The 19,936-nt window shown below is 45.4% G+C and carries 15 protein-coding genes, 1 tRNA gene and 2 riboswitches; of the genes, 6 read left to right on the top strand and 10 right to left on the bottom strand.

Going from position 1 to position 19,936, the window contains the following annotated elements; genetic code table 11:
* Window positions 1–219 precede the first annotated feature (219 nt).
* Together licT and OIU26_RS16545 are read right to left on the bottom strand one after the other, a co-directional pair.
* Entirely contained in the window at window positions 220–1,068 is an 849-nt protein-coding gene (gene licT / locus OIU26_RS16550; protein WP_016818607.1) for a BglG family transcription antiterminator LicT, read from the bottom strand.
* 233 nt (window positions 1,069–1,301) lie between these two features.
* Entirely contained in the window at window positions 1,302–2,273 is a 972-nt protein-coding gene (locus OIU26_RS16545; RefSeq protein ID WP_013372718.1) for a LacI family DNA-binding transcriptional regulator, read from the bottom strand.
* Between the two features lie 210 nt (window positions 2,274–2,483).
* On the opposite strand from OIU26_RS16545, the gene OIU26_RS16540 reads away from it, so the two are divergent.
* Both OIU26_RS16540 and OIU26_RS16535 read left to right on the top strand, forming a co-directional pair.
* A complete protein-coding gene (locus tag OIU26_RS16540; RefSeq protein WP_264217432.1) occupies window positions 2,484–3,941 on the top strand; it encodes a glycoside hydrolase family 1 protein in 1,458 nt (485 codons plus the stop codon).
* 168 nt (window positions 3,942–4,109) lie between these two features.
* Window positions 4,110–4,194: riboswitch (glycine riboswitch) on the top strand.
* Window positions 4,195–4,205: 11 nt separating this feature from the next.
* A riboswitch (glycine riboswitch) is annotated at window positions 4,206–4,300 on the top strand.
* Between the two features lie 158 nt (window positions 4,301–4,458).
* Window positions 4,459–5,877: an alanine/glycine:cation symporter family protein gene (locus tag OIU26_RS16535; RefSeq protein ID WP_436449160.1), complete on the top strand. Its 1,419-nt coding sequence runs from the start codon at window positions 4,459–4,461 to the stop codon at window positions 5,875–5,877.
* Between the two features lie 57 nt (window positions 5,878–5,934).
* On the opposite strand, the gene OIU26_RS16530 is transcribed toward OIU26_RS16535, so the two are convergent.
* The 5 genes from OIU26_RS16530 to OIU26_RS16510 form a co-directional block, all read right to left on the bottom strand.
* On the bottom strand, window positions 5,935–7,107 hold the full coding sequence (locus OIU26_RS16530; protein ID WP_264217430.1) for an iron-containing alcohol dehydrogenase: 1,173 nt from the start codon (window positions 7,105–7,107) through the stop codon (window positions 5,935–5,937).
* A 148-nt stretch (window positions 7,108–7,255) separates the two neighbouring features.
* Window positions 7,256–8,083, bottom strand: coding sequence for a carbohydrate ABC transporter permease (locus OIU26_RS16525; protein WP_013372706.1), 828 nt, complete (start codon window positions 8,081–8,083; stop codon window positions 7,256–7,258).
* A gap of 21 nt (window positions 8,084–8,104) precedes the next feature.
* Window positions 8,105–8,980: a carbohydrate ABC transporter permease gene (locus tag OIU26_RS16520; RefSeq protein WP_013372705.1), complete on the bottom strand. Its 876-nt coding sequence runs from the start codon at window positions 8,978–8,980 to the stop codon at window positions 8,105–8,107.
* A gap of 31 nt (window positions 8,981–9,011) precedes the next feature.
* Window positions 9,012–10,301, bottom strand: a complete 1,290-nt coding sequence (locus OIU26_RS16515; protein ID WP_264217429.1) for an ABC transporter substrate-binding protein — start codon at window positions 10,299–10,301, stop codon at window positions 9,012–9,014.
* Window positions 10,302–10,500: 199 nt separating this feature from the next.
* On the bottom strand, window positions 10,501–11,982 hold the full coding sequence (locus tag OIU26_RS16510; protein ID WP_264217428.1) for a PTS transporter subunit EIIC: 1,482 nt from the start codon (window positions 11,980–11,982) through the stop codon (window positions 10,501–10,503).
* A gap of 317 nt (window positions 11,983–12,299) precedes the next feature.
* On the opposite strand from OIU26_RS16510, the gene OIU26_RS16505 reads away from it, so the two are divergent.
* Complete coding sequence (locus tag OIU26_RS16505; RefSeq protein WP_137079125.1) at window positions 12,300–13,124, top strand: MIP/aquaporin family protein; 825 nt, start codon at window positions 12,300–12,302, stop codon at window positions 13,122–13,124.
* Window positions 13,125–13,155: 31 nt separating this feature from the next.
* A complete protein-coding gene (gene glpK / locus OIU26_RS16500; protein WP_264217427.1) occupies window positions 13,156–14,649 on the top strand; it encodes a glycerol kinase GlpK in 1,494 nt (497 codons plus the stop codon).
* Window positions 14,650–14,734: 85 nt separating this feature from the next.
* On the opposite strand, the gene OIU26_RS16495 is transcribed toward glpK, so the two are convergent.
* Window positions 14,735–15,775, bottom strand: coding sequence for a LacI family DNA-binding transcriptional regulator (locus OIU26_RS16495; protein ID WP_264217426.1), 1,041 nt, complete (start codon window positions 15,773–15,775; stop codon window positions 14,735–14,737).
* 364 nt (window positions 15,776–16,139) lie between these two features.
* Between OIU26_RS16495 and OIU26_RS16490 the strand changes: the two genes are divergently transcribed.
* Window positions 16,140–17,486: a GH1 family beta-glucosidase gene (locus OIU26_RS16490; protein WP_264217425.1), complete on the top strand. Its 1,347-nt coding sequence runs from the start codon at window positions 16,140–16,142 to the stop codon at window positions 17,484–17,486.
* Window positions 17,487–17,598: 112 nt separating this feature from the next.
* Here OIU26_RS16490 and OIU26_RS16485 read toward each other — a convergent pair whose 3' ends face one another.
* Both OIU26_RS16485 and OIU26_RS16480 read right to left on the bottom strand, forming a co-directional pair.
* Complete coding sequence (locus OIU26_RS16485; RefSeq protein WP_264217424.1) at window positions 17,599–18,363, bottom strand: exodeoxyribonuclease III; 765 nt, start codon at window positions 18,361–18,363, stop codon at window positions 17,599–17,601.
* Window positions 18,364–18,577: 214 nt separating this feature from the next.
* A tRNA-Arg gene (locus OIU26_RS16480) sits at window positions 18,578–18,651 on the bottom strand.
* Between the two features lie 238 nt (window positions 18,652–18,889).
* On the opposite strand from OIU26_RS16480, the gene OIU26_RS16475 reads away from it, so the two are divergent.
* Window positions 18,890–19,822 (top strand): hypothetical protein, encoded by a 933-nt coding sequence (locus OIU26_RS16475; RefSeq protein ID WP_264217423.1) that lies wholly within the window; start codon window positions 18,890–18,892, stop codon window positions 19,820–19,822.
* The last annotated feature ends 114 nt before the right edge of the window (window positions 19,823–19,936 follow it).

Raw genomic sequence — 19,936 nt, 5'->3', positions numbered from 1 at the left:
AACTCCTTAAGTGTTATTCTTGCTACTGATAGGATTTACCGTTTACAGCTGTTGCTAAGATGCGCCGGCGTGCATCTTTATAACCTTGTAAACAAGAAAAACCTAAACTCGTGGTGAAAACGACGCACTCCTTCTATGAGGGAACGTTGATTTCACCATCAGTTTAGGTTTTGCCTGCCTTACCAGTCACAATCCATGAACGATGAGGATATGAAGTTTTTAGCCTGATATGTTATTACGCTCAGTTACCCGATGAATGTGAATCGTTAGATATACATATTCATCCTTGCTTAAATATTGATCATATGTTTTTTCCAGATATTCATTAATTTTTTGGGCACAAGCAAAAGCTTCGGTATATGTTTGCTTTACCTGGTTGTACAAAAATTCTTCACCACTGTGAATAACCTCTTTGCGAATCACTCGCATTGCAAAATATTGCAAATGGGTCAAAAATCTCGAATAGCTAAAAGAAGACTCATCCAGCACAATCCCATAATGATACGTAATAATGTTCAATATGTGTTGGACAATCTCGGTCATTTTCAGTGTAGCCTTCATCTCGTTACCGTCGATCCGTGCATTCACCATATGCAATGCAATAAATCCCGCTTCGTCTTCGCCCAATTTTACACCGAGCGTATTTTCTATTTTTTGCAGAGCATCCAGTCCAACTGCAAATTCTTTTTTGTAAAAGCGTTTAATTTCATACAGCATCGCGTTTTTGAGTGCTAATCCTTTTTCTTCCCGCTGTATGGCAAAATGAATATGGTCGGTCAATGTTAAATAAATGTTATCACTTAACTCCGTATCCAGCACTTCTGCTGCATGGGTCACGATTTCATTCACGACCTCCAGATGAGACACGGGAATATCGTTCAGCAGCTCAGTTAGTCTGGCCGTGAACTCGTTTTCATTTAACATGAAAATCTTATCTATTTTATGATCATCGACTTGGTCGCCAGCCACCTTTTTGAAGGAAATACCTCTTCCCATGACGATAACCTCTTTGCCTTTATCATTTTTAGTCAACAGGACGTTGTTATTGAGCACCTTCTCAATAATCATTGAAGTTCCCCCTCCCATCCTTTACCAATAAAAAATGCCCAAGCACAATTCAATACTATTGTTAGCAATAGCACTCAATTGAACTCAGGCATTGCCCGCATCACCGGTCACAATCCTTCGATATAGTGCTATTGTAGCACAAAAAAAAGCGATTTCAACATATTTTATTCTCTTTCGACAAAAAATATTTTATATTAACGCCCATTTGCCTAGTTTGCGAGTCAACAGTAACTTTAAGTGGTCGTACGCTCAATGAGGCTGTACTCCAGCGAATGAAGCTCCATTTGGCGTCCAATCAGCTGAGGAGAAAGCATGAAAAAAGCATTTTGTGCCTGAGCCATAATGGGATTTTGAACCGTTGTAATTCCCATCGTGTGCGCCAGCTCCGTGTTATCAAACCCAATAATCGCCAGATCTTCTGGTACCTTCAGCAATTGTCTGCGCGCTTCGCAGAGAATGCCCACTGCTACATAATCGTTTGCACACAAAATAGCCTCCGGAAATTCCTCACGATGCTGTAATAAATTGCGCACAACCTGTTCGCCGTCACGAATGTTATAAATAGAAGAATAGTTCCAGTGCTGCAACACTGGCAGATTGTGTTCACTCATGATCTGCTCATAAGCTCGTTGTCTGCTGTGAGTATTGATGCTGCTTGGACGACCAAAAGCATTGGCTATACGTGTATAGCCTTTTTGTATCAAATGTTTGAGCGCTAACATATATCCTTCATACTGATCCATTGCGACGGAGCGAATATCGGTATGCTCCATTCGCTGCCATGCCACGATCGGTCCATATTTGCAATAAGTACTCAAAAAATCAGTGTCATTCACGCAGGAAATGATAACCAGCGCATCGACTCTTTTTCTTTTTAAATCCTCGAAAGCTTGAAGCTCTTTCTTTTTGTCTTCTCCCGAAGTATAAATAATGGTTTGAAATTCATATTGTCCTGCGATTTCTACAAAGCTGTCCAGAAATGCCAGAACAATTTCATTAATAGTTGATGTGATGATACCAATCTGAAGCGTTTGGCCCTTGGATAAAGAAATCGCATTCCGATTAGGAACATAATCCAATTCCTGCATGATTTTCAAAATTTTAGTTCTGGTTTCGTGGCTTACATGGGGGGACTGATTTAACACTCTGGATACCGTAGCTTTGGAAAAGCCCGCCAGTTTTGCAATTTGATCAAGATTCGACATGATGCTTCTCCTCACCTAAGAAAAAAATACTTGACATGAAACGCGTTACAACAATTAGGATGCTTATGAGGGCATTACGTCTATTTTAAAGCATCTGTCGATGCATTTCAAAGGAGAACGGTTACCGTTAGTTATGGATTCGCATTGCAGCACCTGACGGGTTACTGACTAAAGTGAAAACATTAAATTAAGGAAAGAGGTTTTCATACCATGACGAAGACGCTAAAAGGATTCCCGAAAAACTTCCTCTGGGGCGGGGCAACTGCAGCCAACCAATTGGAAGGTGCTTTTGACGTAGATGGAAAAGGTCTGTCCAGCGCAGACATGATAGCCTATGTACCTAAATCAGAACGTAAGAACGATCATGCTATAGAAATTTCGTCCGAACGACTGGAGGACATCTTGGCAGGGAAGGTAAACGCCCGTTTTCCAAAGCGTGAAGGTGTGGACTTTTACCACCACTACAAAGAAGATATTGCCTTGTTTGCAGAAATGGGCTTTAAAGTATTCCGGATGTCCATCCACTGGTCGCGGATTTTCCCGAATGGATATGATGCCGAGCCGAATGAAGCAGGATTGCAATTCTACGACAATGTATTCGATGAGCTGCGCAAGTATGGTATTGAGCCTTTGGTAACACTGTCGCATTATGAAACACCGCTAGGTTTGACACAGAAATATAATGGCTGGTTGGGACGCGAAGTCGTGGATCATTACGTAAAATATGCCGAAACGGTATTTACACGCTATAAGGATAAAGTAAAATACTGGCTGACCTTTAACGAAATTAATGTCATGACTATGAGCCCGTTTACAGGCGGCGGTGTGGTTATTGACCGTGTAGAAAACAAGCAACAAGCGATATATCAAGCATTGCACCATCAATTTGTAGCAAGTGCATTGGCGACCAAACGGGGACATGAGATCATTCCGGGCGCTCAGATCGGCTGTATGCTGGCCCGCATTGAAAGCTACCCACATACGTGTAACCCAGAAGATATCCTGAAAGCACAGCATGAAAATCAAATGAACCTGTTCTTTACGGATGTGCATGCTAGTGGGGAATATCCCAACTATATGAACCGCTATTTTGAAGAAAATAATATTGTGATCCAGACAGAACCCGGCGATGCCGAAATTTTGAAAAATAACACGGTCGATTTTATCTCATTTAGTTACTATATGACCTTGACCGTATCGGCAGGGCCAGAAGGCGAAAAGGCAGCAGGGAACCTGATAGGCGGTGTGAAAAATCCGTATTTGCAGTCCTCCGACTGGGGATGGCAGATCGATCCGATCGGCCTGCGTGTTACACTGAATACGTTTTATGATCGCTATCAAAAGCCACTGTTCATCGTGGAAAATGGCCTGGGTGCGTATGATAAGGTAGAAGAAGACGGCTCTGTGCATGACACGTATCGCATTGATTACTTGCGTCAGCATATTGCCCAAATGAAGGAAGCGATTGCTGACGGTGTTGATCTGATTGGTTACACCAGCTGGGGACCTATCGACCTTGTGAGCATGTCTACGTCCGAAATGTCCAAGCGCTACGGATTTATTTACGTTGATCTGGATGATGACGGTAACGGAACGCTTCAACGCTCCAAAAAGGACTCATTTAACTGGTATAAAAATGTGATAGCAACCAACGGTGAAGAATTATAATTCCATATCGTTTTGGCGGGTACAGCAGAGAAAATCCTCAGGATGCAATCTGCTGTACCCGCTTTTTGTATAGACACTCTATTGATTCTTTCCGAGGGCTTCACAAATTTTTCACTTGTAATAAGCTGAAATTTTTCTGTATAATGAATAAAAATTTCATATGTCTGGTTGATGTTTGCGGGAGATGGAATGAAAGTTCCAACCGAAGGGGCAAAACTCTCAGGTGCTTAGGCTGATTTACAGCAACGAGCAGGGACCGTAAACGGACAGAACTCTGGAGAGACCCTTAATTGGGCGCCGAAGGTGCACCGCAGATCACATCTGCTTAAACTCTCAGGCAAAAGGACAGAGACGCGAATAACCTGTGACAGGGATAGCCCTAGGCTTTTTATAAGCTTTTAGAGGTGAAATCCTGCACAAGATGGTTGTATTTTTTCGTGCCTTTAACCTCTCCAGGAGTCGAATCAACAGATTTGACTCTTTTTTGTTTTCTACTATGCTGGAGGAGCGGGTTGAAATGAATTTGGTACATGTGTTAGAAACGATTAGCAGTTGGATATGGGGGGCGCCTCTCATCATCCTTGTTATGGGAACGGGGTTATGGCTGACCATACGTCTAAAAATGTTGCAGGTATTCCGCCTGCCCCTCGCGATCAAGCTCATCGGTAAGGCCCCGAATGAAGGTAGCGGGGATGTAAGTAGTTTTGCGGCTTTGAGTACGGCATTGGCGGCTACCGTCGGTACAGGAAGTATTGTCGGTGTAGCGACAGCCATTAAGCTGGGCGGGCCGGGTGCCTTGTTCTGGATGGTCGTTGCAGCCTTCTTTGGGATGGCGACGAAATATGCGGAAGGTGTACTTGCGGTAAAATACCGGGTGAAGGATCGGAATGGACAATTTTCCGGCGGCCCGATGTATTATATTGAAAAAGGCCTGGGACGCCGTTTTAAACCGTTGGCGATGCTGTTTGCTTTTTCAGGGATGCTGGTAGCGTTGTTCGGAATTGGAACATTCCCTCAGGTCAAGGCGATTGTATCTTCGACTGAAAACAGTTTTGGCGTTCCGCCGATTGTAACGGCGCTGACAATTGCTGTCCTTACAGGTCTTGTGACCATTGGTGGACTCAAAAGCATTGCCAAGGTATCGACGAAGGTCGTTCCTTTTAAAACAGGCCTGTATGTATTAATTTGTATCATTGTACTGATTCGATTTGCTGACCAACTTCCTGCCGCAATTGCGCTTGTGCTTCATTCGGCATTTTCAACTACATCGGCAACCGGCGGATTTGCAGGAGCTACGATTATGCTGGCCATGCGCAGTGGGGTAGCCAGAGGTATTTTTGCCAACGAAGCTGGATTGGGGAGCGCACCGATTGCAGCCGCAGCTGCCAAAACCAAATGGCCTGCAGAACAAGGGCTGATTTCCATGACAGGCGTATTTATTGATACGATGGTTATTTGTGTGATGACCGGGTTGACGTTACTGGTTAGCGGGGTGTGGAGCGGGCCTACCGATGCAGGCTTGATGACTCAGCAAGCATTTTCCAGTGCATTTCCGCTGGGAGCAGAACTGCTCACCATCATCCTGATTATGTTCGCATTCACCACCATGCTCGGCTGGAACTATTACGGAGAACGCTGTGTTGAATATTTGCTTGGGGTCAAGTGGATCAAGCCTTATCGTTATTTGTTCATTGTACTGGTTGGCGGGGGCGCGTTCATTAAATTGGATGCGATTTGGCTGCTGGCAGATATTTTTAACGCAATGATGGCTTTTCCGAACCTGATTGCACTGCTCGGCTTGTCAGGCATTGTCGTTGCAGAAACCCGAACCTATATGAACTCTTTGTACCCTAATAAGAAAAAGGGCATTCTTGCAGGTGCCAATGTAGGGGCGGCTATTCAAGTAGAAGAAAAAGGACAAACGATCAATTCATAAATAATAAAAGGGAGTGCTCTCAGCCATCACAGGCTTGAGGACACTCCCTTTTAATTGTTATAACGATGCACGCAAAATAGCTAAAATATCTTCCTGTTTCAGCTTTTGATAATTACCGAAACCTCCGTGCTCCATTTCACGGGCCGCAATGCTTGCGATGTTTTCCAATTGTTCATCATTAATGTTGTAATCGGCCAGGGTAGAAGGGGCACCAAGACTTGTCCAGAACGCACTTAGACGGTCAATACCTTCCAAGGCAATTTCTCTGTCAGTTTTACCTACAGTGTCCAAGTCGAACATACTGAGCATCAGCCGCTTCATGCGTGCAGCATCCTGATCCACTGTATGTCTCATCCAGTTGGGAAACAGAATCGCTAGACCGCCAGCATGAGGAATATCATATACAGCAGATAGTGCATGTTCAATGGTATGCGAAGCCCAATCCCCGAAGTAGCCCATTTGCAGCGTACCGTTCAGGGCAATCGTCCCAGCATATAATATCGTTTCGCGATGCTCATAGTTGTGCAAATCCACCAGCAGCTTAGGTGCCGCCTCAATCACGGTTTGCAGCACGGAAAAGCACATACGATCTTGCAGCGGTGTATTTTTAACATTGTGAAAGTACTGTTCAAAGACGTGGCTCATCATATCCACCATGCCATAAACCGTCTGATCACGTGGCACAGAAAAGGTGTTTTTCGGGTCCAAGATGGAGAATTTAGGATGCGTCACCGCGCTGCCCCACACGTATTTCTCGTTCGTTTCCCAGCTGGTGATGACAGAATCCGGATTCATTTCCGAACCCGTGGCGGCGAGTGTAAGGATGGAACCGAAGGGCAAAGCCTGGGTTGGCATATGTTTTTTGTTGATAATATCCCACACATCGCCGTCATATTCAGCCCCTGCTGCGATGGCTTTGGTGCAATCAATAACGCTTCCGCCGCCAACTGCAAGCAGGAAGTCTATTTTTTCATTTCGGCAAATCTCGATGCCCCTCTTAACGGTAGACAAGCGCGGATTGGGTTCAACGCCCGCCAATTCATGAATGTTGAGGTACAGAGGCTCTAACGCGTTTAATACCTGTTCATACAAACCATTTCGCTTGACACTTCCGCCTCCATATACCAGCAAAATGTTTTTGCCGTAATTCAACAGCTCTTGCTGCAATTGTTCAATTTGATTTTCTCCAAAAATTAATTTGGTGGGATTATAATATGTGAATTTGTTCATCTGGAAGGTTCCCCTCAGTTCATAGTTCATGTTCAAATTGTAATCTCTTATCTTGACTAGCTCGTTAATATCTGACTTGGCCATGTAAGCTATTTGAAATGACGATTAACAATTATACATGAAAAGAATAAGGGGAATCAAGTGAAGGCTAATCTTTGATCGCTCCAGCGGCAAGATCGGAAATAAATTGGCGGCTGATAAAAAGAAACAAAATAATAAGAGGAAGTACAGCCAGCAGGGTGCCAGCAATGACCATCGCATAATCCGTATTGTAAATCCCGTTCAACTGCGACAATGCAATCTGGAGGGTGAATTTGCGCTCATCCGTTAAAACGATTAACGGCCATAAGTAATCATTCCAAGCTCCTATAAAGGTAAATGCGCCGAGAAAAGCGAACGCAGGTCTTAAAATCGGTAGTGCTACATTCCAGTACAGCCGAAAAAAGCTGCACCCGTCCATACGCCCCGCATCCAGCAGCTCTTTGGGAATGGATTCTTCTGCATACTGGCGGATCCAGAAAATGCCGAAAGCATTTACCATACCTGGGATGATGAGCGCTTTGAACGTACCTACCCATCCAAAGGAAGCCATCATGACAAAGGAAGGGACGAGCGAAAGTTGTGAAGGGACCATCATTGTTGCAAGCAGTATGACGAATAGCCCCTTTTTGCCCGGAAAATCAAACTTGGCGAATGCAAAACCAGCCAGTGAATCAAAAAACAGCACCAATACGGTAACAGAACTGGCTACAAAAAGGGTATTAAAAAAAGCTCCAGCAAAATCAATCTGCTGCAATACTCTCGTTATGTTATCCAGGAAGTGGCTACCGAACCACAATTGTGGCGGAAAACGATAGATGTCTGAGGTTGTACGGGTCGCCATGACGATCAGCCAGTAAAACGGAAACATCGACAGGATGATCCCCACCAACAGCCCGGCATATAGAACAATGGATTTTGCACGTGTCTGCATCATGTTGTGACGCTCCTTCCATCGTTATTTTTTACCTTGAACGAGTTTCCAATTGATGATGGAGAATACGGCAATGATGAGAAACATACCCCATCCGACGGCAGCACCATATCCAAAATAGTTGTTGATGAACGACTCGCGGTACAGGTATAAAACGATGGTCATGCCACTTGCCCCGGAACCGCCATCATTACCGACCAGAACCTGTGGCTCAGTGAAGAGCTGCATACCGCCGATGGTGGACGTAATGACCGTAAACAAAATCACTGGACGCAACATGGGAATGGTGATGCGGAAAAAAGCCTGTGCTCCGGTTGCGCCGTCTATTTTGGCGGCCTCATACAGCACATGCGGAATACTCTGGAGTCCAGCCAGATAGATGATGGCGTTGTAGCCCATCCATCTCCAGACGACCATGGAAGAAATGGCGATTTGGATACCCCACGGCACATTGAGCCATTGGATCATAGGTAGCCCCAAAAGCTGCAGAAGATAGTTGAGAAATCCAAAATTGTTGGCAAATAAGGCGCCGAAGATGATGGCAACAGCAACAATAGACGTCACATTGGGCAGGAAGAATCCAACTCGCCATAAGGTGCGCAATTTCACAAAAGGGGCATAAAGCAGAAAGGCAACAATAAGGGCTAGCAGTAGCATTGGAATCGTGGCATACACCCAGATCACAAACGTATTGCCTACAGCCTGCCAAAATTCGGTGTCTGTCACAAGGTAACGAAAGTTACCCCAACCGTTATAGGTCATGTCTCCGATCCCGTCCCATTTGTGAAACGCCAGGTACAATGAAAAACCAATCGGAAACAAGCCAAAGATGGCAAACAGCAGATAAAATGGCGAGATCGCAGCATAAACGGCCCGGTGCTTCCAGATTTCTCTCAGCATATTGTCCACACGCCTTTTTTGAATTGTATTTTTACCGCTGTAATTCCCGTTCAATTCGTTGCATTGTTTCCGTCCATAATGAGTCGGGATCGGCATTTTGTTTGGCCACATTGGCAAGACGACGGGTCACAATGCCATGGATGACAGGATAGCGCTCGCCGAAATAGCTATTTTTCACATGACGTGCGGAGGCAGCAAAAATGAGGCCAGTGGCCTGACCACCAAAGAAAGGCTCGGGTGTCTCCATGACTGGATCGTCATAGACGCCGGGAGTGGATGGGAACAGGCCGATTTTATGGTAGGCTTCCAGTTGGTGTTCCGGGTTTTGCAGCCAGGTCAGAACTTCAAAGGCTTCTTTGGGGTGTTGGCTGGATTTGAGGATAGAGATGAAAGACCCTCCCAGATTGCCGTCTCCTCCAGGAGCCCGGGCGACTCTCCATTTGCCCGCTGTATCCGGTGCGGCTTCTGTGAGAACTTGCTTCATCCAGATTGCCCCTACGAACGAGGCGATTTTGCCGTTATTGACCGAAGCATTCCATTCAGGAGTCCAGCCATCTGCATTGGCGAGTAGATGCTTCCTGTGGAAATCCACAGCGGTTTTCCAGCCCAGGCGGATATCAGGAGATTGATTGCCGATATAACTTCCGTCCGGCTTGAAGTACAGGTTCGTATGTTGAGCGAGCACCTGATTGTAAACGTTTACAATATTATCGGCCAAAAATGAATGGCTTCCGAATTTCTGCCGAAGTTGTTCTCCGGCTGCCATATAATCATCCCATGTGCGGATCGAGGCACTGACCTGCTCAGGATCACTAGGCAAGCCTGCCTGTTCAAACAGGTCGCTACGATAGAAGAGGGCGGTAGGCCCAGTATCCATGGGAAATGCAATCATTTTACCATCAGGAGTGATGCCCTGATTCCATTTCCATTCCAAATATTGATCCTTCAGTCGGTCTGCTCCGAGTTCCTTTAGATCATAAAAACGATCCGCACTCGGGAATAGCTCCACCATCCAGTCGTTCAGAGCTACGATGTCCGGTTCACCGGAACGAGCTGCGAGCGTTGTCTTCAGCTTGGCTTTAAAGTCACCGCCTATTTTTTGAGTTTTTAATTCAATGTTGGGAAACTGTTTTTCGGCTTGGACGAGCAATTCATCGTCAATAGAACGGTTCCAGTACCACAATGTAAGCGTTATCTTTTTGCTGTTTGACAAATTAGCTTCAGATGATTGACCTTTAGAGGATAGGGACCCACTACAACCACTAATCATAGTGAGAAAAGCAAGACATAATATCAGCCATTTCCATTGTACTGTCTTCACATCATTTCCCTCCTTGCTGTCTGAATAATCTGCCTGCTGAACAAGTTGTAAATGGTTTAGCTCCATCATATGAAGCTGTTACCCATTTATGTGCATTGCCTTAACCAAAAACAAAAAATTTGAAACGTTTATCCATAAAAAAAAGCACGTGCGTCTGTTATAGGAAGATCGCACGTGCTTAAGGCAAAGGGGATTAGCTTCATGACATCAATTGTTGTATCTCATCTTTCAGAGCTTCAGATCGAGTACCGAAAATAACCTGTAGGGTACCGTTCCCAAGCCTGATAATTCCTGACGCTCCGAGCTGCTTAAGAGCTTGATCGTTAACCGCTTTGTCGTCCTTGACGACAAGACGCAGCCGTGTGATACAGGCATCAATGCATTGGATGTTGTCTGAACCGCCGAGATAGGTTAGGACCTTGTCTGCATGACTGGACTGAGTGTCGGATAGGGTGCTTGCCTTTCCGTGGGGTATGGATTCGTTAGCCTCAGATAGGAGATTGTCATCTACATCGTCTTCACGCCCGGGAGTCTTTAGGTTGAATTTGAGAATGATGAAGCGGAATAGAAAATAATACACGAAGGCGAAGACAAGCCCGATCGGGATCATTCGCAAAGGGTGAGTGGAGAGCTTCATATTGACAAGATAGTCAATGAGACCTGCTGAAAAAGAAAAGCCAAGTTTGACATCCAATAGGTATACGACCAGACCGCTCAGCCCTGTCAGCAGAGCATGAACGCCGTAAAGCAATGGTGCAATGAACATAAACGAAAATTCGAGGGGCTCAGTAATTCCGGTCAGGAACGACGCTAGCGCAGAACCAATAAAGATGGAAGCGACAGCTTTACGTTTTTCCGGTTTGGCCGTATGGATGAATGCGAGAGCCGCTGCCGGCAGAGCGAACATCATAATGGGGAAGAAGCCGGACATGAACATACCTGCCGATGTATCACCTGCAAAAAAACGCGTCAGATCACCATGAACAACTTCACCTGCAGCATTGGTATAGTCACCAATTTGAAACCATGCGATCGAGTTCAACACATGATGCAAACCGAGCGGGATCAGCAGTCGATTGGCAATCATGAACACCATTGAGCCGATTCCGCCAAAGCCGACAATCCAGTTGCCGAAGGCTGCAATTCCATCTTGTATCGGACTCCAGATCATGCCGAGCAGAATCGCTAGAATCATGGTCGTGAAGGCGGTAATCATGGGGACAAAACGTTTGCCCGAAAAAAAGCCAAGCCAATCTGGAAGCTGAATATTGTGATATTTTTTGAACAGGTAAGCAGACCATCCGCCGATAAAAATACCACCCAATACGCCCATGTCCAGCTTGACGTCGTCTGGAATATACGCAAATATACCCGGTACGGCCGCCAAAATACGGGTCAGCACCAAGTAGGCAATGACTGCCGAAAGTGCGGCTACCGCGTCGCCTGCCAGGCCAATGGCAACACCGATCGAGAAAATGAGCGCCAGGTTGCCGAAGATGGCACCCGCTCCTTCGTTCAGAAAAGGAGTGACATAATGATTCAGAAATCCACCGACTCCAGGACCAAGCGGAATGTCCGTTTCATAATTAATGAGAGCTAGCCCTTGCAAGATCCCTGCGGCGGGTAAAGTAGCTACTGGAAGCATTAACGACTTGCCGATTTTTTGTAGAAATTTCAGCATAACATTCTTCCCTTCTTCATCAAGTTTGGGAGTGTCGTATTCATCCTGAAATCCTTACGTCCAGCCATTTTTTTACATCATAAATCGCGCAATCTAACATGGTCAACGATTATTTTAGAATGCAAAAAGACGTAAATCCGTAGTTGACATCGCTTACATGCTTATATAATATCAAATTTAAGTTAATAATCGTGACGGAGACGAGAGAGCCACGCAGACATCCCATGGTACAGCACAGGGTTGGTTTGTGATGGCTTTTCTTTTTTTGCGCGATGAAAACGATCAAAATCGGAGGATCTATTGAGGAGGTTGGTTGTATGTCGCCATACGCAGCCGAATTCATAGGGACAATGATTCTTATTGCCCTAGGTGGCGGAGTGTGCGCAGGGGTGTCCCTGAAAAAGTCATTTGCTCACGCTTCCGGCTGGATTGTGATCGGAATGGGGTGGGGGCTCGCGGTAGCTATTGCGGTGTATGCGGTGGGTCAAATCAGCGGAGCGCATTTGAATCCGGCAGTTACACTCGCGTTGGCATTTCAGGGTAGTTTTCCATGGCAGGATGTTCCCGGCTATATTGTGGCCCAGCTTTTTGGGGCCATGGCGGGTGCAGTGATCGTCATTTTGCATTATTGGCCCCACTGGAAAGAGACGGAGGACGCAGCAACCAAACTCAGTGTATTTGCGACAGGACCAGCTATTGATCATCCGTTTGCCAACGTGCTTAGTGAAATGATAGGTACTTTTATCTTTGTCCTTGCCTTACTGTCGTTTGGTGCCAATTCATTTACAGACGGACTGAAACCGCTGATTGTTGGTTTTTTGGTTGTCAGTATCGGTTTATCCCTTGGAGGTACAACGGGTTATGCCATCAATCCAGTGAGGGATTTTGGACCGCGTCTGATGCATTATTTGCTACCGATTCCCGGGAAGGGAGCATCCAACTGGGGATACGCATGGGTGCCCATTGTAGGACCGCTATTGGGGGGATCTTTCGCAGGGCCATTTTATCAGGCCATTTTTAAGGGGAGTGTAACTTCGGCTTTCTGGATTTTATTAGGGGTCATCGCGGTGGTACTTTTGATTACCTTCCGTATCAGTCGTACTTATAAAAATCATAAAATGAATCATAAGCTTACAGCGTAAAAACGATGGATTTACACGGGGAGAGATGAACATGGGAAAATATATTTTGTCACTAGACCAGGGAACGACAAGTTCAAGAGCGATTTTGTTCAATAGCGAAGGAGATGTGGTGTACTCAGCCCAGCGGGAATTTCCGCAATATTTTCCTCACCCCGGCTGGGTAGAGCAGAATGCGAATGAAATCTGGAGCTCTATTCTGGGCGTTATTGCCTCCTGTCTTTCCGAATCGGGTGTAAAAGCAAACCAAATTGCTGCCATCGGCATTACCAATCAGCGTGAATCGGTGGTCGTGTGGGACAAAAATACAGGATTACCCGTGTATAACGTACTCGTATGGCAATCACGCCAAACCGCGGATATTTGCGAAGAATTGAAGCGGCAAGGGCATGAGGAGTTGTTTCACAGCAAAACAGGGCTATTGATCGATCCGTATTTTTCAGGCACTAAAGTAAAGTGGATACTGGACCATGTAGAAGGAGCGCGGGAAAAAGCGGAACGAGGTGACTTATTATTTGGTACGATTGACTCGTGGCTAATCTGGAAACTATCCGGCGGAAAGGCCCATGTAACAGACTACTCCAATGCGGCCAGAACGCTGATGTACAATATTTATGAGCTTAAGTGGGATGAAGAGCTACTGGATATTCTGGGAGTTCCGAAAAACATGCTGCCTGAGGTAAGGCCTTCTTCCGAGGTATATGCGCACACCGTGGATTATCATTTTTTTGGTCAGAATGTACCGATCGCCGGTGCAGCGGGTGACCAGCAGGCAGCCTTGTTCGGTCAGGCTTGTTACGAAAAAGGAATGATCAAAAACACTTACGGTACAGGTTGCTTCATGTTGATGAATACGGGAGATCAGCCGGTTGAATCCAAGCACGGTCTGATCACGACCATCGCTTGGGGGCTGGAGGAAGGCAAAGTGCAATATGCACTTGAAGGGAGTGTGTTTGTTGCGGGCTCTGCGATCCAGTGGCTGCGAGATGGGCTGCGCATGTTCCGTGAAGCGAAGGACAGTGAGCCTTATGCGGCCCGTGTTTCCTCCACAGAAGGAGTATATCTTGTACCCGCTTTTGTCGGGCTGGGCAGCCCCTACTGGGATAGCGAGGTGCGTGGAGCGATGTTTGGTCTGACACGTGGGACCACGAAGGAGCATTTTATCCGTGCCACCCTGGAGTCGCTCGCTTATCAGACCAAGGATGTGCTTACAGCCATGGAGATTGATTCAGGTATTACGGTGAAGATGTTGCGAGTGGATGGAGGAGCCGTGTTGAACAATTTCCTGATGCAATTCCAGAGCGATATTCTGGATGCGACGGTGGAACGGCCAGTTATCCATGAGACAACAGCGCTGGGTGCCGCATGTCTGGCAGGGTTGGCGATAGGATACTGGAAGAGTACAGATGAACTTCGTAAGCGAGTGAGGGTGGAAACTTCCTTTACCCCTACGATGGATGAAGCAACACGTGACAGCCTGTATGAGGGCTGGAAAAAGGCCGTGAATGCAACGATGGCCTATAAGTAATAGCTTAAACGAAGAGGCTCTATATATTTAAACTGTAAAAAGGTGACTTCTGAATTCAACAGGAGTCACCTTTTTGAGGTATATGCTATCCCTTGATCCTCGTATGGTTCCAATTTTGCCGGGCTCCGCAAGAGGTACGAATGACTAGTTCGGGTTCTACTTTAATACATTTCGTATCCATTTGTTTATTCATCAGGTCAAACAGCACCATGGCGGCTAGACGACCTATTTTTTGCTTGTCTTGTTTTACAGTCGTCAATGGAGGATCGGTATAACGACAGGCTTCAATATCGTCACAGCCTACTACAGCAATATCCTCGGGTACCCTCAAGCCGCTTTCCTTAAAAGCACGGATGGCACCAAAGGCAAGCAGGTCGGTAGCCGCAAAAACAGCTCTTGGTAAATCTCCTTGCTGTATCCACGCCTTCGCGATCTGGTATCCATCCTCTGCCGCATAGTCCTTACCATACACGACCCATTCAGGTCTTACATCAAGACTAAAACGCTTTAGTGAAGCCATAAACGCTTCCTCTCTCTCTTTAATAACCAAGGAGGGACGTTCAATGCCTATAAAACCCATCTCGCGGTATCCATTCATGTAAAAGTGCTCAACAACCTTCATTGAGATCTTTTGATTGTCGGACATAATGTAGCAGGAACTGGCTCCGGTTAGCTCAATATCGACACCGATGCAGGGGATAGGACTGGCGTCGAGATCGAAAACACTTTTCTCCACTTCGTCCCCAGCAATAATAATGCACCCGTCCACTGAAAAATATTTCGAGCGAGCCAAATAGTTCTCTCCATTATCCAGAAATTTTTCATTTGAAAAAAACAGCAGGTCATAACCGAGCAAGCCAATCTGCTTTTTGAAAACATTAATGATGTCCACAAAAAAAGGATGACTAAAATCGACATTCAGCTTGCCAGCGAATATAACGCCTACCAGATTGGATTTTTTGGTAGCAAGTGTTTTAGCCGAGGAGGAAGGTCTATAGCCTGTTTCCTCCATAATTTTAAGTACTCGCTGCCGGGTTTCCTCACTAATATCTGTGTAATTGTTTATGATTTTCGAAACCGTCGCTACTGAAACGCCTGCCATACTAGCTATTGTTTTTATATTCATGGAATCCTCCGCAACTAAACTGATTTAGTTAAATTGACTTTGTATTTCAAATTCAATGATTACTCGTATTCTATGCTACCTCATAGATGGGAGTCAACAGAGTTAATAAAGGATTTATCCTAATATTTTAAGGAGTAACAACGATAATTTAACGGTTATTATATTTTTTTGATATTTCATAATTCTCTATTTACAAATACAGGTTATTCGATACATAATAGTAGCTGTAATTAACTAAACCGCTTTCGTAAAAGTGAGTGCATTTACCGCTGGTTATTTTGCATATTTTCCTCCAGCGCTTTATTGTCGGCGGTGCAATGGCCGGAGCTGTGAAGTCTTGATTTCTGAAAGGAAGGTACCGAGTATGAGCGAGAATATCTTTGTATTTCCTGATACGTTTATGTGGGGAACTTCAACCTCTTCCTATCAAATTGAAGGTGGCACAAATGAGGGCGGTAGAACGCCCTCCATTTGGGATACTTTCTGTCAAATTCCCGGGAAGGTGATCGAAGGGGATTGTGGAGATGTGGCTTGTGACCATTTTCACCGCTTTAAAGAAGACGTGCAATTAATGAAACAGCTTGGTTTTTTACATTATCGTTTTTCTGTAGCTTGGCCACGCATTATGCCCGCGCCTGGCGTGATCAACGAACAAGGGCTGCTCTTCTATGAGCATCTGCTGGATGAGCTTGAGTCGGCCGGGCTAATTCCAATGCTGACTCTGTATCACTGGGATTTACCGCAGTGGATTGAGGACGAAGGTGGATGGACGCAGCGAGAGATTATCCAACATTTTAAAACGTATGCCTCTGTAATCATGGACCGATTTGGCGAGCGAATAAACTGGTGGAATACGATAAACGAGCCTTATTGCGCCTCTATTTTGGGATATGGTACAGGGGAGCATGCTCCTGGTCATGAGAACTGGAGCGAAGCCTTTACTGCTGCCCATCATATTTTGATGTGTCATGGGATTGCGATCCATTTGCACAAGGAAAAAGGATTAACAGGTAAAATTGGCATTACGCTAAACATGGAACATGTGGATGCCGCTTCCGAGCGACCCGAGGACATAGCTGCTGCCGCCAGAAGGGATGGCTTTATTAATCGTTGGTTTGCTGAGCCATTGTTTAACGGAAAGTATCCTGAAGATATGGTGGAATGGTACGGAACGTATCTGAATGGATTGGATTTTGTACAGCCTGGTGATCTGGAGCTGATTCAGCAGCCGGGAGATTTTGTAGGCATTAACTATTATACCCGCAGCATCATTCGAGCAACTAACGACGCTTCGCTACTGCAAGTGGAGCAGATTCACATGGAGGAGCCAGTAACAGACATGGGATGGGAGATTCACCCTGAATCCTTTTATAAGCTGCTGACGCGGATTGAAAAGGATTTTAGCAAGGGCTTACCCATTCTGATTACGGAAAATGGAGCAGCGATGAAGGATGAACTGGTGAATGGACAGATTGAAGATACCGGGCGTCAACGCTATATTGAAGAGCATTTAAAGGCGTGTCATCGCTTTATCCGGGAGGGAGGTCAGCTCAAGGGCTATTTTGTCTGGTCTTTCTTTGATAACTTTGAATGGGCCTGGGGATATAGCAAGCGTTTTGGTATTGTACATATCAATTACGAGACGCAGGAACGGACCCCCAAACAAAGTGCGCTGTGGTTCAAGCAAATGATGGAGAAGAACGGGTTTTAAATAGAAAACCAGGTGCAAGTTAGCAATAGCTTCAATTTATGTAGGCCGTCATGCTGTAAAACAGAGCATGACGGCTTTTTAATTTTATAAATCCTTGCGTCAGGTAGGGGATCTATGCAGAAAAATCTTGCAAATCCAATATAACAGGGCAGTGGTCACTGCCTGTAATATGGCAATCAATACTCGCATCCATTAATAGCGGATGAAGCCTCTCTGAGACGAGGAAGTAATCAATCCGCCAGCCGATATTCCGTTCCCTCACCTTTGGCATGTAGGACCACCAGGAATAAACATCTGTCCGATCAGGATAAAAATATCTGAAGGTATCTATAAATCCGGCGTTGAGCAGCTGTGACATGCGGTCTCGTTCCTCGGGCGTGAAGCCAGCATTACCGTAGTTGGCTTTGGCATTTTTAAGGTCGATCTCCTGATGAGCCACGTTCAAGTCTCCGCAAATGATGACAGGCTTCTGAGCGTCTAGTTGTTGCAGATAGCTGCGAAAACGGTCTTCCCATTCTAGTCTGTATGGCAATCGCGATAAGTCTCGTTTCGTATTTGGTGTGTACACATTGACGAGGTAAAATTTTTCGAATTCTAGTGTAATAGTTCGACCCTCTGGCTCTTCATTTTCTTCAAGTCCATAATGCACAGAGAGCGGCTTGATTTTGGTGAAAATAGCTGTGCCGGAGTACCCTTTTTTCTCAGCGTAATTCCAGTATTGAGCGTATTCCTCCATGTTCTCCATGAGGATTTGTCCTTCTTGAAGCTTTGTTTCCTGTACGCAAAAAATATCAGCATTCGTTTCTTTTAGATAAGTATAAAATCCTTTGGTTACACAGGCTCTTAAGCCATTTACATTCCAAGATATTAATTTCATTTGATTAAACTCCTTACTACTCCACGCAGTCAAGCGGTGTAATGGTATAGCCTCGATAAAAGGCTGTCCCAGACAAGCGCTCAAACAGCGCTGCGGAAACAGCCTTTTCTACATTAAAATAGGTTGTAATACGATGCTAGGCTCCAACATCCACAGTGGGTCCTATTTCGCTGGAAAATAAAAAAAGCTTCCTAAACAGGAAGCTTCGACTATACGTCCCAGGAGGGATTCGAACCCCCGACCGACGGCTTAGAAGGCCGTTGCTCTATCCAGCTGAGCTACTGGGACATAAAATTCAAGCGAATATTAATATATCATATGGATGAAAAAGATACAAGTCTTATTTTGCATATATCGCTTATTTGGGCTCTACACCATATAAATTCAGAATACACATCGTTTTTTTTGCCTTATAAAAGGGTATGTTAGAATACAGGTGAATATGTTGAAGACGAGTGGTTGAACTTCGGCTGCTGTTTCTCATATAATCTACAAATACTTTAGCTTGCGGAGGAGAGGGGGTGCCTTGAAAATAAAGGACTCCAAGGTGACGACAAAAGAAAATAATATCGTATTGTTTCCGAAGACACTGGACTACTATCAAATTCAACTTACGGTGATGCTTGAGAACGAACGTTACGGAGAGGCGATGGCGATGCTGCGTTTTTTGATGCAGTGTCAGGGACAGGAGCAGAAACAATACGATGAATGGAACGCTCTGTTACAATGGCTGGAAGCTGCATTTCCACAGTACGCTGACAGCGGGGCGGCAACGGACAATGTGGAAGAAGACGAAGTCAGTGAAGTTGAGTTGGCTCGCCGTCATGCACGCTTTAAGCAGGAACAGGATGCAGGCTACGGTAACAAGCTTTTGCAGATGGCTATGGATCAACCGTTATCCGAACAGACGATTCTAGCTTTGGAACAGCTATCCTACTTGGAACTGCCGGAGATCGACGATGCCTTGCTTCGCTGGATTACTGAACGGGAAATCCATCCTCTTCTCCAATTCCGTGTTCTACAGACATTGAGACGCCGTGGAATGGAAGGGACGATAGAAATCAGACGGGGTGATGAAAAGACGGAAATCGATATTGAAACGGTTCCGTTACAGCCCGATGAGTTTCCAGAGGCGATTATGCGTATTTTGGAACGGGTAGCTGACCAGACTGAAGTGCATGAGCCTACACTATTCTATTTTGCACAGGAGCTATGGTCACAGTTTGTGATGGCAGTGTACGGTACGAAAGATTATAGATCAATGTTGGTGGAAGAGGACGGGATGCCGGATATTTGGGCAGCAGCACTCCATCAGACCGTTTCGGAAAGTTTGAACGGGAACAATAATGAGGAAGAAACCCGCGCTATATATGGCATTACAGATGCACTACGCTTCCGTTTTGAGCAAGCGTATCGGTCGATGCGATTATTCGTCGCGGCGGGAATGAACACTCCTTAATGACCGGAAACGTTTACCTGTTAAAGCATTCAAGGGCTGCCCTTGAAAAAGACAGTAATGTTAGATATACTATAGTGGTTATTTTGTGTGCGTTGATTGTAATGAAAACTAAGT

The sequence above is a fragment of the Paenibacillus sp. BT-177 genome (assembly GCF_025846815.2).
GTDB lineage: Bacteria > Bacillota > Bacilli > Paenibacillales > Paenibacillaceae > Paenibacillus > Paenibacillus polymyxa_C.
The sequence above is the reverse complement of the archived record's forward strand: the minus strand, read 5'-3'. Positions and strand labels throughout refer to the sequence as shown.

Excerpts from the sequence above, each read along its gene's own strand:
- licT (WP_016818607.1), bottom strand. The coding sequence starts at position 1,068 with ATGATTATTGAGAAGGTGCTCAATAACAACGTCCTGTTGACTAAAAAT.
- OIU26_RS16545 (WP_013372718.1), bottom strand. The coding sequence starts at position 2,273 with ATGTCGAATCTTGATCAAATTGCAAAACTGGCGGGCTTTTCCAAAGCT.
- OIU26_RS16540 (WP_264217432.1), top strand. The coding sequence starts at position 2,484 with ATGACGAAGACGCTAAAAGGATTCCCGAAAAACTTCCTCTGGGGCGGG.
- OIU26_RS16535 (WP_436449160.1), top strand. The coding sequence starts at position 4,459 with ATGAATTTGGTACATGTGTTAGAAACGATTAGCAGTTGGATATGGGGG.
- OIU26_RS16530 (WP_264217430.1), bottom strand. The coding sequence starts at position 7,107 with ATGAACAAATTCACATATTATAATCCCACCAAATTAATTTTTGGAGAA.
- OIU26_RS16525 (WP_013372706.1), bottom strand. The coding sequence starts at position 8,083 with ATGATGCAGACACGTGCAAAATCCATTGTTCTATATGCCGGGCTGTTG.
- OIU26_RS16520 (WP_013372705.1), bottom strand. The coding sequence starts at position 8,980 with ATGCTGAGAGAAATCTGGAAGCACCGGGCCGTTTATGCTGCGATCTCG.
- OIU26_RS16510 (WP_264217428.1), bottom strand. The coding sequence starts at position 11,982 with ATGCTGAAATTTCTACAAAAAATCGGCAAGTCGTTAATGCTTCCAGTA.
- OIU26_RS16505 (WP_137079125.1), top strand. The coding sequence starts at position 12,300 with ATGTCGCCATACGCAGCCGAATTCATAGGGACAATGATTCTTATTGCC.
- glpK (WP_264217427.1), top strand. The coding sequence starts at position 13,156 with ATGGGAAAATATATTTTGTCACTAGACCAGGGAACGACAAGTTCAAGA.
- OIU26_RS16495 (WP_264217426.1), bottom strand. The coding sequence starts at position 15,775 with ATGAATATAAAAACAATAGCTAGTATGGCAGGCGTTTCAGTAGCGACG.
- OIU26_RS16490 (WP_264217425.1), top strand. The coding sequence starts at position 16,140 with ATGAGCGAGAATATCTTTGTATTTCCTGATACGTTTATGTGGGGAACT.
- OIU26_RS16485 (WP_264217424.1), bottom strand. The coding sequence starts at position 18,363 with ATGAAATTAATATCTTGGAATGTAAATGGCTTAAGAGCCTGTGTAACC.